This window comes from Achromobacter sp. UBA2119, assembly GCF_002331005.1.
In the GTDB taxonomy this organism is placed as follows: Bacteria; Pseudomonadota; Gammaproteobacteria; order Burkholderiales; family Burkholderiaceae_B; genus Achromobacter; species Achromobacter animicus.
In genome coordinates this window covers 132762-145679 of record NZ_DCYD01000017.1, presented here as the reverse complement: position 1 = coordinate 145679, position 12918 = coordinate 132762, and the positions used below count along the sequence as shown (strand labels likewise).

At 68.7% G+C, this 12918-nt stretch carries 11 protein-coding genes; 4 read left to right on the top strand and 7 right to left on the bottom strand.

Features of this window, described 5'->3' with window-relative positions; genetic code table 11:
• The first annotated feature begins 5 nt into the window (after positions 1-5).
• Together B3098_RS19750 and B3098_RS19745 are read left to right on the top strand one after the other, a co-directional pair.
• Complete coding sequence (locus B3098_RS19750; protein ID WP_175121787.1) at positions 6-740, top strand: amino acid ABC transporter ATP-binding protein; 735 nt, start codon at positions 6-8, stop codon at positions 738-740.
• A gap of 25 nt (positions 741-765) precedes the next feature.
• The gene (locus B3098_RS19745) at positions 766-1791 is read left to right on the top strand and encodes a LysR family transcriptional regulator (protein ID WP_376784665.1); all 1026 of its coding nucleotides are present in this window, start codon (positions 766-768) and stop codon (positions 1789-1791) included.
• On the opposite strand, the gene B3098_RS19740 is transcribed toward B3098_RS19745, so the two are convergent.
• The 5 genes from B3098_RS19740 to B3098_RS19720 all read right to left on the bottom strand — a co-directional run bounded on the left by B3098_RS19740 (position 1788) and on the right by B3098_RS19720 (position 9302).
• Positions 1788-2171 (bottom strand): I78 family peptidase inhibitor, encoded by a 384-nt coding sequence (locus tag B3098_RS19740; RefSeq protein WP_175121786.1) that lies wholly within the window; start codon positions 2169-2171, stop codon positions 1788-1790. The genes B3098_RS19745 and B3098_RS19740 overlap by 4 nt on opposite strands.
• A gap of 128 nt (positions 2172-2299) precedes the next feature.
• On the bottom strand, positions 2300-5584 hold the full coding sequence (locus B3098_RS19735; protein WP_286898592.1) for an error-prone DNA polymerase: 3285 nt from the start codon (positions 5582-5584) through the stop codon (positions 2300-2302).
• 1 nt (position 5585) lies between these two features.
• The gene (locus B3098_RS19730) at positions 5586-7055 is read right to left on the bottom strand and encodes a Y-family DNA polymerase (RefSeq protein WP_286898591.1); all 1470 of its coding nucleotides are present in this window, start codon (positions 7053-7055) and stop codon (positions 5586-5588) included.
• Positions 6985-7689 carry a translesion DNA synthesis-associated protein ImuA gene (gene imuA, locus B3098_RS19725; protein WP_175121783.1) on the bottom strand — a complete coding sequence of 235 codons (705 nt, stop codon included), beginning with the start codon at positions 7687-7689 and terminating at the stop codon, positions 6985-6987. The genes B3098_RS19730 and imuA overlap by 71 nt, the downstream gene beginning before the upstream one ends.
• Positions 7690-7808: 119 nt before the next feature.
• Positions 7809-9302 (bottom strand): amino acid permease, encoded by a 1494-nt coding sequence (locus B3098_RS19720; RefSeq protein ID WP_286898589.1) that lies wholly within the window; start codon positions 9300-9302, stop codon positions 7809-7811.
• A gap of 196 nt (positions 9303-9498) precedes the next feature.
• On the opposite strand from B3098_RS19720, the gene ypfH reads away from it, so the two are divergent.
• Entirely contained in the window at positions 9499-10203 is a 705-nt protein-coding gene (gene ypfH, locus B3098_RS19715; protein WP_175136683.1) for an esterase, read from the top strand.
• Complete coding sequence (locus B3098_RS19710; protein WP_175121782.1) at positions 10203-11027, top strand: IclR family transcriptional regulator; 825 nt, start codon at positions 10203-10205, stop codon at positions 11025-11027. Before ypfH ends, B3098_RS19710 begins: the two co-directional genes overlap by 1 nt.
• A 112-nt stretch (positions 11028-11139) precedes the next feature.
• On the opposite strand, the gene B3098_RS19705 is transcribed toward B3098_RS19710, so the two are convergent.
• The gene (locus B3098_RS19705) at positions 11140-11934 is read right to left on the bottom strand and encodes an SDR family NAD(P)-dependent oxidoreductase (RefSeq protein WP_175136681.1); all 795 of its coding nucleotides are present in this window, start codon (positions 11932-11934) and stop codon (positions 11140-11142) included.
• A gap of 1 nt (position 11935) precedes the next feature.
• The gene (locus B3098_RS19700; protein ID WP_286898585.1) at positions 11936-12913 is read right to left on the bottom strand and encodes a Bug family tripartite tricarboxylate transporter substrate binding protein; all 978 of its coding nucleotides are present in this window, start codon (positions 12911-12913) and stop codon (positions 11936-11938) included.
• Positions 12914-12918 lie beyond the last annotated feature (5 nt).

The following is a 12918-nucleotide window of genomic DNA, read 5'->3' as shown; positions in this document are numbered from 1 at the left end:
AAAACATGATCAAACTCGAGAAAGTGAACAAGTGGTACGGCGAGCATCATGTGCTCAAGGATGTGGACCTGTCGGTGGCGCGCGGCGAGGTGCTGGTGGTGTGCGGACCCTCGGGGTCCGGCAAGTCCACGATGATCCGCACGATCAACCGGCTGGAACCCATCGAAAAGGGCCGCATCCTGATCGACGGCGCGGACATCTACGGCAAGGGCGCCAACCTGAATGCGCTACGCCAGAAGATCGGCTTCGTGTTCCAGCAGTTCAACCTGTTTCCGCACATGAGCGTGCTGGAAAACGTGATCTTCGCGCCCGTGAACATCCGCAAGCAGCCCCGCAAGGAAGCCGTCGAGCTGGCGCGCAGCCTGCTTGACCGCGTGGGATTGGCGCACAAGATCGATGCCTATCCGGGATCGTTGTCCGGCGGGCAGCAGCAGCGCGTGGCGATCGCGCGCGCGCTGGCGCTGCAACCGCCGGTCATGCTGTTCGACGAGCCGACCAGCGCGCTGGATCCGGAAATGGTGGGCGAGGTGCTTCAGGTGATGAAGGGCCTGGCCAAGGACGGCATGACGATGGTGTGCGTGACGCATGAAATGGGCTTTGCGCGCGACGTCTGCGACCGCGTGGTGTTCATGGACGCGGGCGAAATCCTGGAGATGGATACGCCCGAGCGCTTCTTCAGCGCGCCGGCGCATCCGCGCGCGCAGCGCTTCCTGGCGGACATCCTGCATCCGCGGGGTTGATCCGCGCCGATCGTCCGCGGTGGTAATGTCTGGGGTTTCCATGCGCTTTTCTTCGACCGCGGCGATGTACACCCTCAAGCAATTGGAGGCCTTTTACTGGAGTTCCGAACTTGGCAGCTTCAGCGCGTCGTCGCGCAAGCTGCACACCACCCAATCGGCCGTGGCCAAACGGGTGGGGGAACTCGAGGCCTTTGCCGGCGCGCCCCTGTTCGAGCGGCGCGCCAAGAAACTCCTGATGACCCCGCAGGGCCGCAAGCTGTTCGAGCTGGCCAGCCAGATGCTGGAGCTGAACAGCCGCATCGTGCAGAACATGGCCGATCCAGCCAGCTTCGAAGGCGTGGTGCGTCTGGGCGTGACGGAACTGGTGGGCATGACCTGGCTGGCCGGGCTGATCAAGCAGATCAGCCAGCGCTACCCGCGCGTGCAGTTGATGCCCGAGATCGATGGCGGCATCACGCTCTATGAACGGCTGGAGCAGGACGAACTGGATCTGGCGATCATGCCCGGCCCGTTCTGGGGCTACCAGTACGATTGCACGCACCTGGGGGCTGTCACCAATGTCTGGATGGCGAGTCCGGCGCTGGACATCGATGTCGCTGCCGCGTTGACGCCGCAGGATCTGGCGCCGTATCCGGTGATCTCGCAGCCCACCAATTCCGCGCTATCGCATCTGTACGACGCGTGGTTCGCGGAACAGGGGATGCCGGTCAAGCGCGTGCTGACCTGCAACAGCCTGGGCATGATGGCGCAGCTGACGATGCTGGGATTGGGGATCAGTTACCTGCCGGGCGCCTACTTTGCGCCGCTGGTGGCGCGCGGGGCGCTGTGCCAGTTGAATGTGCAGCCGGACCTGCCGACCATCAATTACTACGCGGTGCACAAAAAGAACATCGTCAATCCGGTCGTATCCCGGGTGATCGACATTGCGCGCGAGGAATGCGCGTTTGAGGTGGCGGGGGCCTTCCTGCCCCATGTGCCGCCGGCGGCGCGGCCCATCGAGGCAGGGGAAGGCGGCTTGCCGGATGGGAATCCGGCCGGCCGGCGCGCTTAACCGCAGCGGATCGCCGTCATCACGTCCTTGTCGTCCACGATGAGGTTCAGGCGGGTGTTGTTGTATTCCATGGTGACCAGCTGGCCCGGACGCAGCATGCGCGCGGTGGCGCTGCCGCTGCGCGTGCGCAGGTCTTCCATGACGGACGGCGTGGCTTTCTGACCGATCTGCGATTGCAGCGGGCCGGCGTCGCAGGTCTTGCCGGTGCTGCTGCCGGGCATGGCCGAGGACGAACCGTAGGAAGAGCCGGCGCCGGTGCTCGATGAAGAGGATGCGCTCGAGGAGCTGGAGGCCGGCGCGCTGGACGTACGCGAACCGCCGGTATTGGCGCACGCAGCCAGGCTGGCAACCAGCAGGAAGGGGATCAGCTTGCGGATCATGTAGGACTCCTTACAACGAGCGGACAAAAAGCCATGATAGACCAGCGGCGACGCGCTGTGCTCAAGGCGCGGCGGGCATGTGCAACCGGGCAACAGCGGCGGGCGGCTGGCCTGTTGCGCGGATGGCTTCAATGGAAGTCGCGGCTCTGCGACGTCAGCCCGCCCAGGAGGTCGGACATGTCCACCAGCCGCTGCGCGATCAGGTGGCGCACGCCGTCCACGCTCTGCCAGGACCCGAACACCCCCAGCAGGGTGGCGCCCAGCAGCTCGCGGCGCTGGCGTTCGATCAGGTCGGGGCGGACCACCACGTTGACCGGGCCGGTCTCGTCTTCGAGGGTGACGAAGATGACGCCCTTGGAGGTCTGGGGGCGCTGGCGCACGGTGACGATGCCGCAGGCGCGCGCGACCCGCTTGTTGGGATAGTCGTTCAGCACCGAGGCAGGCTGGAAGTTGCGCGCGGCCAGTTGGGGGCGCAGCAGCGATACCGGATGGCTGTGCAGCGTCAGGCCGACGCTGCGGTAGTCGGCGGCCACCGTCTGGCTTTCGGAAGGGGCGGACAGTTGCGGGGCCTGGGTTTCCACGATTTCAGCGTCCCGCAGCAGGTCGCGGCTTTGTACGCTGGCGGCGGCCTCCCAGCTGGCCTGGCGCCGGTGGCCGGCCAGGGTGCGCAGCGCATCGCCGGCAGCCAGCGCGTTCAGGTCGTGGCGATTCAGGCCGGCGCGGCGGGCCAGGTCGGCGGTGTTGGCAAAGGGGGCGTCGGCCCGCGCGGCCTCGATGCGGCGGGCGGCGTCTTCGCGCATGCCTTGCAGCAGGCTGAGTCCCAGCCGCACGGCGGGGCGGGGCGTGGGGACGCCCGGCGTATCGACGCCCGGCGTGTCGACGCCCGACGCCTCTGCGGACGGCGCGTGGGGGTGGGGGCGGCGGCGGGCGCCCGGATGCCCGTCGGGCAGCGTTTCCAGCACCGAATCCCAGCCGCTTACCGTCACGTCGGCGGGCAGCACGCAGACGCCGTGGCGGCGCGCATCCTGCACCAGTTGGGCGGGCGCGTAGAACCCCATGGGCTGGGAATTGAGCAGGGCGGCCAGAAAGGCCTCCGGTTCGTGGCGCTTGAGCCAGGAGCTGGCATACGCCAGCAGGGCGAAGCTGGCGGCATGGCTTTCCGGAAAGCCGTATTCGCCAAACCCTTCCACCTGGCGGAACAGGGCTTCGGCAAAGTCCAGTGTGTAGCCGTGCGCCAGCAGCCCGCCCACCAGCTTGACGCGGAACTTGTCCACGCCGCCCTTGCGCCGCCAGGCCGCCATCGACCGGCGTAGCTGATCGGCCTCGCCGGGCGAAAAACCGGCGGCCACGACGGCGATCTGCATGACCTGTTCCTGGAAGATGGGCACGCCCATGGTGCGGCTGAGCACGCCGCGCACTTTTTCGCTGGGGTAGGTTTCGTCCTCCTTGCCCTGGCGGCGCCGCAGGTAGGGGTGGACCATGCCCCCCTGGATCGGTCCGGGGCGCACGATCGCCACCTGCACCACCAGGTCGTAGTATTCGCGCGGCCGCAGGCGCGGCAGCATCGTCATCTGGGCGCGCGATTCGATCTGGAAGACGCCAATGGTGTCGGCGTCGCAGATCATGTCGTAGGTGGGCACGTCGCCTTCCGGGATGTCCTGCAGGGCGAGCGGCCGGCCGCGGCGCTGGCTGGCCAGTTCAAGTGTGCGGCGCAGGGCCGACAGCATGCCCAGCGCCAGGACGTCGACCTTGAGCAGCTTCAGGGCGTCCAGATCGTCCTTGTCCCATTGCACGACGCTGCGGTCTTCCATGGCGGCGTTCTCGATGGGCACCAGGCGCGAGAGCTTGCCGCGTGAAATGACGAAGCCGCCCGGGTGCTGCGACAGGTGGCGCGGAAAGCCCATCATGGTCTGCGCCAGCGATGCCCACTGGCGCGCCACCTGGGATTCCGGGTCCAGGCCGCAGGCGCCCAGCGTGCGCAGCATTTCCTTCTTGCCGTCCCACCATTGGTGCGCGCGGGCCACGGCGTCGATGACGCCCGGGTCCACGCCCAGCGCGCGCCCCGTATCGCGCAGCACGCTGCGCGGCCGGTACGAGATGACCACCCCGGTCAGGGCGGCGCGGTCGCGGCCGTATTTGCCGTAGATGTACTGGATGACTTCTTCGCGGCGTTGATGTTCGAAGTCGACGTCGATGTCGGGCGGTTCGTTGCGTTCCTTGCTGATGAAGCGTTCGAACAGGTTGTTGCCGCGCTGCGGGTCCACTGCCGTGATGCCCAGGCAATAGCAGACGGCGGAATTGGCGGCCGAGCCCCGGCCCTGGCACAGGATGCCGGCGTTGCGGGCGAACTGCACGATGTCGTAGACGGTCAGGAAGTAGGCCTCGTAGTTGAGATCCGCGATGAGGTCCAGTTCCTTGTCGATCTGCGCCGTCACGCTGTCGGGCACGCCCTGGGGAAAGCGCCGGTCCGCCCCGGCCAGCGCTTCCTGGCGCAGATAGCTGGCGGGCGTGTGGCCGGGCGGCACGATCTCGTCGGGATATTCGTAATGCAGCTCGTCCAGCGAAAACGTGCAGCGGCGCGCCACCGCCAGGGTCTGCGCCAGCGCGTCGGGCGGATACAGGCTGGCCAGCCGCATGCGGCTGCGCAGGTGCTGTTCGGCATTGCCCGACAGTTCGTAGCCGCATTGCGACACCTGCTGGCGGGTGCGGATGCCGGTCAGCGTGTCGTGCAGCGGCTTGCGCGACCGGACATGCATCTGCACCTGGCCGACCGCCACGATCGGCAATTGCGAGGCCTGGGCTGCGTGTTCGACGGCGGCGCGGTGCAGGTCGTCGCGCGACTGGTGCAGCAGGTTCAGTCCCATCCACGCGCGCCCCGGAAAGACGCGCGCCAGCCAGCGCGCCTGGTCGGCCATGCGGTCGGCGTCGGTGCCGTAGGCGGGCGTCAGGATGGCCAGGCATTCCGGCAGACTGCGCAGGTGCGCGTGGCCGGCGGGCGGATCGGCAAGGTCTTGCGGGGAAAGCCGGTATTCGCCCTTGGGCGCCCGGGTGCGGCCCAGCGTGATGAATTCAGACAGGTTGCCGTAGCCTTCGCGCGTCTGCGCCAGCAGCGTCAGCCCCAGCGGCGCGGCGTCGGGCGCGGCGCGCAGCTGGAACGTGGCGCCCACGATGAGCGGCAGCTTGAGGGTCTTGGCCTCGGTGTGGGCGCGCACGACGCCGGCCAGCGAGCATTCGTCGGTCAGGGCCAGCGCGGCGTAACCGAGTTCGGCCGCCCGCGCGGTCAGTTCCTCGGGATGCGAGGCGCCTTGCAGGAACGAAAAATTGGACTGGCATTGCAGCTCGGCATAGCCGGGCAGCTGGGCCAGGACCTCGGCCGGGTCCAGGGGATCGGGGGCGTCGTCGTCCATGCGCATGTCAGGCGTACAGTCCGTGCAGGAACCAGCGCGCGTCCTCGGCGTCGCGCTCGCGGTAGATCCAGTAGCGCGCGCCGGCCGCGTCTTCGGCGACGAAGTAATCGCGCACGGTCAGGGCGGGGTCCCACCAGCCGCTTTCGATGCGTTCGGGGCCGCGCATCAGCCGCAGCGCCTGGCCGGCGTAGTGGGGGCGATGGCCGGACAGCTTGAGGGGCTGCGGGGTTTCCAGCAGCCAGAACGGCCGGTCGAGCAGCGGCGGCAGGGGAGCGGGACGTTCGGGCGCGGCCAGCGCATCGCCCCAGGAATTGGCGGCTTCGGGGCGGTGGTCGGCGGTGGGCTGGGCATGGCGCACCCGGTCGCGGCCCAGCCGCGCCACCAGCAGGTCCAGCAGCCGCGCGTGGTCGGCGGCGGTGCCGCCCGGCTCGGGGAACAGGGTGGTGCTGGCCGCGGGCTGCTCGACGGTGTCGGGCGCATGCAGCGTCACGGCGATGACGGGGGCTTCCAGCGTGAAGTGGTTGAGCTTTTCGCGCAGCAGATGCAGCAGCTGCGGCGCCTGCCAGATGGGTTGGGCCAGGGCCACTTCAAGTTCGGTGGGCGGGCGGGCGTGGCGGCCGCGCTCGTGGTCCATGCTGAGCACCACGCGCCGCACGGCCAGTTGCCGGGCGGTCAGCCAGCCGCCCAACTGCTCGGCCAGCCGGCCCGCCACGGCCAGCACGGCATCGGTGTTCTCCATGTAGTCCATGAGTTCGATCCGCCGCGAAAACTGGTTGGGCGGTTCGAGCCAGCGGTAGAGTTCGGGCACCTGGCCGTAGGCGGCGTCCAGCGCCTGCAGCAGATCGGGCGCGCTGCGCCGCTGCAGCCCCCCGCGCGGCAGGGCGCGCAGGTGCGCCAGCGTGTGGCAGCCGATGTCGTCCAGCCAGTTGCGGCGGTCTTGCGCCTGGGGCAGCAGCGACAGCGGCAGGGCATCGAGCCGCCGCGCCAGGGTGGGCAGCTTCAGTGTGCGCCGGGGCACGCGCCGGCCGGCGCGCCGCGCGAGCAGCCAGGCGCCCTTGGCCGTGGGCGCTATGCCCAGCGACACCCGCAGATCCAGCGCCCGCAGCGTGGCGGCCACCCGCCGGCTCAGCGCGCGCGGCCCGCGGAAGAACATCAGGCTGGCGCCCACGTTCAGCAGCACGGTGTCGCCGTCGGCCAGGGCGATTTCCGGGGTGTACTGCAAGAGGGCCAGCGCCGCGCCGTGCAGGGCGTCGGCCTCGGCCAGCGCATTGCGGGGCAGCAGTTCCACGCCGGGGGCGATGGCCGCCGCGCCCGCGCGGCGCATGCCGGGCGTCACGCCGGCCTGGCGGGCGGCGGGGGTCAGGGCGGCGACCCGTTCCTGATCCAGAACGGCGAACGCCTCCTGTTCATGCGGCCAGTGCGGGCGTATGGCGTCCAGCGGCAGGCAGCGCAGGTAGGCGGCGATCCAGAGGCGCATGGCGGGGAGAAGAGGGGGTAAGCGCGCCGGGCTCCAGGCCCACGTACAGCGGGGTGTCGCAGACAGGCCCCCGGCGCTTCAGGATGTGGACGGACAGGCCGCCGGGCGCGGGCGCGAGCGCCAGCCGCAAGGCGGCGGGCGTGGCGGTCTGCGCGGCGCGGGACGGGCGCACGGCGATGAACAGCAGGTCGCTGGCCTGGGCGGCCAGATGCAGGCGGCGCAGGGATTCGGGGCGCACGTGGGGCAGCCAGCAGATCAGCGCGCCGCAACTGGCGTTTTTCAGGATCTGTTCGCTGGCCCACAGTGCGTCGACCGGCTTTTCGGGCGCCACCCACAGCAGTTGCCGGGGATCCAGCCGCCAGCTCATCCAGCTGGCGATGTGCGGCACGTGCGGCGGCTGCACCAGGGCAATGGGACGACGGGTTTCCAGTTGGGCCAGCGCGGGACGCAGCAGGCGGATTTCTCCGATGCCGGGATGGGGGGTGAGCAGTTCAACGAGCGATCCGAGCGGCCAGCCGTTATCCGGCAGTTCGGCTGACAGCGCCGCGTGCCCGGTTGGCAGGGTGCGTGCGGCGCCTTTGGCCAACTGCGTGGCGCGCCACAACGCGGGATGGATCTGTTCGGGGGACTGCATGGCGAAAGCGCCCGGTGCTCAATACCTGTATGAATGTACAGTATTGTACCGGGCTTTGCGCCGGGCGGACGTATCGAAAAGTGCCCCCGAATGTGTCCCGAATGTGTCCCCGAAAAGTGCTAGAACCGCATGTCCTGGTACTTCACCCACCGCGAGCCGCGCAGCAGCCGGTGGCCGATCCACAGTCCCAGGAACAGCGGAATGGCCAGGTACGTCGACACCACGCCGATCCAGTCGATGCGTTCTTCAAGGAACGCCTGATAGTTCTGTCCCAGCGTGACCACCAGGCACAGCACGAAGGCCAGCAGCGGCCCGAACGGAAAGAGTCCCGCCTTGTAGGGCAGGTCGGCCGTGTCGTAACCGTGCTTCACGTAGCCCTGACGGAAACGGTAATGGCTGACCGCGATGCTCAGCCACACGATGAATTCCGTCATGCCCGCAAAATTGAGCAGCCAGATGTATACCGCCTTCGGGCTGTACACGACGCTGAACAGGCACAGGCACGCCAGCAGCGTCGTGGCCAAGAGCGCATACAGCGGCACGCCGCGCGGGCTCAAGCGCTTGAAGAGGGCGGGCGCCTGGCCCTCGGCCGCCATGTTGAACAGCATCCGCGTTGCCGCGTACATGCCCGAATTGCCGGCCGACAGCACCGAGGTCAGGATCACCGCGTTCATCACCGTGGCCGCCGACAGCAGGCCGGCGTGCTCGAACACCAGCGTGAAGGGGCTGACCGCGATGTCCTCGACCTCGTTGCGCAGCAACTGCGGATCGGTGTAGGGCACCAAGAGGCCGATGATCAGGATGGCCAGCACATAGAACAGCAGGATGCGCCAGAACACGCTGTTGATCGCGCGCGGCACGTTGCGCCGGGGGTTTTCGGACTCGCCGGCCGCCACGCCCACCAGTTCGGTGCCCTGAAAGGAGTAGGCCACCACCATCGCCACGCCCACCCACGTCGCCGCGTTGCCGACGAAGGGCGCATCGCCCACCTTCCAGTTGTCCAGTCCCACCGGTCCGCCGCCGTGGATGATGCCGGCCAGCATCGCCACCCCCACCACGATGAAGCACAGCACCGCCACCACCTTGATGATGGCGAACCAGTATTCGGCCTCGCCGAAGCTGCGCGCCGAGAAAGCGTTCAGCCCGAAGGTCAGCGCCAGGAACGCCACGCTCCATATCCAGCCTGGCGTGTCCGGCAGCCAGTACGCCATAACGAGCTGCGCCGCCACGACGTCCACCGCCACGACCGTGGCCCAGCTGACCCAGAAGTTCCAGCCCAACGCAAAGCCGAAGCCTGGATCCACGTAGCGCGACGCATACGTGCAGAACGAACCCGACACCGGCATGAAGGTGGCCAGCTCGCCCAGGCTGGTCATGATGAAGTACACCATCAGGCCGATCACCAGGTAGACCATCAGCGCGCCGCCGGGGCCCGCCTGCGCGATGGCCGCGCCGGAAGCGACGAACAGGCCGGTGCCGATGGCCCCGCCCAGCGCTATCATCGTGAGGTGGCGTGCCTTCAGCACGCGATGCAGCTGATTGTTGCCGGCGGTGTCGCCGGAAGTGTTGCAGACAGGCGCGGCGGCGCCCGACTCGATGTTCGGTGTGTGCATGACAAGGCGTGTGGTGGCCGCCGCCGGCATCGCCGGCGCTGGACATTGCCAACGGCGGGCGCCCGTCGTTGCGGGCAAGCGCGGGGCGGCGTGCAAAAAAGCCCGGCGTCATCGGTGCGATGCCAGGCGCGGCGCATTTTACAATGCGGCAATCGGGGCGCAGTCCCACCGTCCCAGGCCAGCACGGAGCAGTTTCATGGCGTCTTCCAGTTCTATCGAATTTCTTCCCGACCCGGGCGTCGACGTGCGCCAGCTCTTCATCCTGCTGCACGGCGTGGGCGGATCGCCCGCCAGCCTGGAGCCCCTGGCCCAGGCGGTGCGCGCGGCCTTTCCGACGGCGGCCGTGCTGATCCCCGAAGGTTTCGAGGCCTTTGACGGCGGCGGGACGGGCCGGCAATGGTTCTCCGTGCGCGGCGTCACCGAAGACAACCGCGCCGAGCGTGTGGCCCAGGCCATGCCGCAGCTTGAAACCTACGTGCGCGAGGCGCAGGCGCGCTTCGGCCTGCTGCAGTCCGACACCGCGGTGGCCGGCTTTTCGCAAGGCGCCATCATGGCGCTGGAACTGGTGCAGGCGCACGACGGCATGGCCGGCCGCGTCATCGCGTTCTCGGGCCGCTATGCGCAACTGCCCAAGAACGCCCCGTTGTACACCACGATTCATCTGCTGCACGGCGCCGACGACGCGGTCATGAGCGTGTCGCAGGCGCAGGCCGCGCAGGCCCGCCTGGCCGAACTGCACGGCGACTCCACCATCGACATCGCCACCCACGTCGGTCACGAATTGCATCCCGCCCTGATCCAGCGCGCCATCGTCCGCCTGCAGACCTGCGTGCCGCTGCGCAGTTGGGAGGCCGCGCTGGGCCTGAACCAGACGCCGCCGGACGGGACGACGGTGCATTGATGGCGGCATCTGCCACGACCGGCGCGAAAGCCTCCGCGCCCGCGCAGCAACGCGCGGCCGATGCCGTCGGCGGCGCGCAAAGCATCTTCCGCGTGCTGCGCATCCTTAAATACGTCGGGGCGGCGCCCGCGCGCGGCGTCGGTCTGACGGATGTGGTGCGTGACGTCGGCCTGACGCCGCCCACCGCGCACCGCATGCTGTCGGCCTTGCTGCAGGAAGGCTTTCTGTCGCTCAATCCGCGGCTCAAGACCTACAGCCTGGGCCGCGAGTCCTACATCCTGGGGCTGGCTGCCGAAAGCCGGCACGGCATCAAGGCCATCGCCGAATCCGCCGTGCTCCGCCTTGCGCAGTCCACGGGCGACACCAGCTTCCTGTCGGTGCGATCGGGACACGAAGCGGTCTGCGTGGACCGCAAGACGGGCGACTTTCCCATCAAGATCCTGACGCTGGAAGTCGGCCACCGCCGCCCGCTGGGCGTGGGGGCGGGCAGCCTGGCGCTGCTGGCATTCCTGCCCAACGACGATATCGACCGCGTACTGGCGCGCTACGACGCCAGCGCCGCGCCCGATCTGCCGTCCACCGACATGCTGCGCGAAGACATCGCCGCCGCGCGCAAGAACGGCTACGCGCTCAACCCGGGCCGCATCATTCCCGACATGCTGGGCGTGGGCGTGCCGGTGTTCGACCGTGAACAGCACGTGGTGGCGGCGCTGAGCGTGGCGGCGATCCGTTCGCGCCTGTCGGGCGCGCGCCTCGCGGACGTGGTGGCCGCGTTGCAGCGGGCCGCTTCGGAATTGTCCGCGGACCTGGCCCCGCGCTTCTGATCGCTGCCAGGCGAACGGAAGTCCCGCACCTGGCCCGTCAGGAAACGCTGCGCAGCCGGCGCCTCGGCAAAAAGCCGCGCGCCCGCCGCGTCAGCGCCCCGGCCCGCGCGCGTCAGCGCCCCGCGCAGGCCTTGCCGCCGTCTACCGGCAGGCAAACGCCGGTGATGTACTTGGCCTCGTCGCTCGCCAGGAACAGCGCGGCGTGGGCGACATCCCACGCATCCCCCATCCGGCCCATCGGACTGGCGGCATTGCGCCGCCGCCGCATTTCCTCGACATCGTCGAATTGCCCCGCAATCTGCTTGTAGATCAACGGCGTGTCGATGACGCCGGGCAGCACGGCGTTCACGCGGATATTGTCCGGCGCATAACGCACCGCCAGCGACCGCGTCAGATGGTTCAGCCCCGCCTTGGCCGCGTAGTACGAGGTGTACGGATACGAATTGACCTGAATCGACGCCAGCGACGAAATGTTGACGATGCTGCCCGAGCCCTGCGCCAGCATGGCGGGCAGCACATGCTTGCAGGTCAGGAACACGCCGGTCAGGTTGGTGTCCAGCACGCGATGCCAGCTTTCCTCGCTGGCCTCGATGGGATCGCCCATTTCGGTGATGCCCACGTTGTTGTGCAGCACGTCGATGCGTCCGGCGGCCGCCAGCACGGCGGCGACCGCGGCCTGGATCTGCGCGGAGTCCGTCACGTCGGCGGTCAACGCCTGGCAACGGCCGCCTTCGGCCTCGATGATGGCGCAGGTTTCGCGCGCGGCATCCTCCCTGACGTCCACCGCGAAGACCCGCGCGCCTTCACGCGCATACAGCGCCGCCGCGGCCTTGCCGTTGCCCCAGCCCGGCCCCGACGACCCCGCGCCAAACACCAGCGCCACCTTGTCCTTCAGCCGCTCGCCCATGTCATTCCGCCGAGATGTGGGCGAAGTCGGCCACCTTCTTCCACTTGGCCACGTCGTCCTGGATCATCGCGGCAAAGGCCTCGGGCTTGTCGGCGACCACATACGCGCCAACCCCCGCGTACTTGGCCTGCACGTCCTTGTCGGCCAACGCCTTGCGGGACGCGTCGTTCAGCTTGGCCAGCACGTCCTTCGGCAGGCCCGCGGGGGCCAGCAGGCCGTTCCACATTTCCGCGTCGTAATCGGGCAGGCCGACCTCAGCAAAGGTGGGCACGTCGGGCAATTGCGGCAGGCGCGATTTGGCGGCCACCACGATCGGGCGCAGACTGCCCGACTGGATGTGCGCCATCGACGACGCGGCCGTATCCCACAGGATGGGCACCTGGCCGGCGATCACGTCGTTCAGCGCGGGGCCGGTGCCGCGATACGGCACGTGCATCATGTCCAGGCCGGACAGCGACTTGTAGTACTCCATCGCCATGTGCGTGGCGCCGCCGTTGCCGGACGACGCGTAGGAATACTTGCCGGGCGCGCCCTTGATCAAGGCGGTGAACGACGCATAGTCCTTGGCGGGAAAGTTCTTGTTCACCACGATCACGCCCGGCACGCGGATGATCTGCGTGACCGGCGTGAAGTCTTTCACCGCGTCGTAGGGCAGGTTCTTGTACACGGCGGGATTGGTGCCGTTGGTGCTGGACGTGCCCAGCAGAAGCGTATAACCGTCCGGCGCGGCCGAGGCCACGGCGCGGCTGCCGACGGTGCCGCCTGCGCCACCCCGGTTTTCCACCACCACCGACTGGCCGATCTGCTTGGCCAGCGCCTCGGCAAAGATGCGGCCGACCACGTCGGACGTGCCGCCGGGCGGGAAGGGCACGATCAGGCGGATGGGGCGGTCGGGGTAGGTGGCCTGCGCCGCGGCGGCGCCCGCCAGCGACAGCGTTGCAGCGGCGGCCGCCAGCTTGATCCAGGTTCTGCGCTTCATGATGG

Bases quoted from the DNA above. Each gene is read 5' to 3' on its own strand.
- B3098_RS19750 (WP_175121787.1), top strand. From the start codon at position 6: ATGATCAAACTCGAGAAAGTGAACAAGTGGTACGGCGAGCATCATGTG.
- B3098_RS19745 (WP_376784665.1), top strand. From the start codon at position 766: ATGTCTGGGGTTTCCATGCGCTTTTCTTCGACCGCGGCGATGTACACC.
- B3098_RS19740 (WP_175121786.1), bottom strand. From the start codon at position 2,171: ATGATCCGCAAGCTGATCCCCTTCCTGCTGGTTGCCAGCCTGGCTGCG.
- B3098_RS19735 (WP_286898592.1), bottom strand. From the start codon at position 5,584: ATGCGCATGGACGACGACGCCCCCGATCCCCTGGACCCGGCCGAGGTC.
- B3098_RS19730 (WP_286898591.1), bottom strand. From the start codon at position 7,055: ATGCGCCTCTGGATCGCCGCCTACCTGCGCTGCCTGCCGCTGGACGCC.
- imuA (WP_175121783.1), bottom strand. From the start codon at position 7,689: ATGCAGTCCCCCGAACAGATCCATCCCGCGTTGTGGCGCGCCACGCAG.
- B3098_RS19720 (WP_286898589.1), bottom strand. From the start codon at position 9,302: ATGCACACACCGAACATCGAGTCGGGCGCCGCCGCGCCTGTCTGCAAC.
- ypfH (WP_175136683.1), top strand. From the start codon at position 9,499: ATGGCGTCTTCCAGTTCTATCGAATTTCTTCCCGACCCGGGCGTCGAC.
- B3098_RS19710 (WP_175121782.1), top strand. From the start codon at position 10,203: ATGGCGGCATCTGCCACGACCGGCGCGAAAGCCTCCGCGCCCGCGCAG.
- B3098_RS19705 (WP_175136681.1), bottom strand. From the start codon at position 11,934: ATGGGCGAGCGGCTGAAGGACAAGGTGGCGCTGGTGTTTGGCGCGGGG.
- B3098_RS19700 (WP_286898585.1), bottom strand. From the start codon at position 12,913: ATGAAGCGCAGAACCTGGATCAAGCTGGCGGCCGCCGCTGCAACGCTG.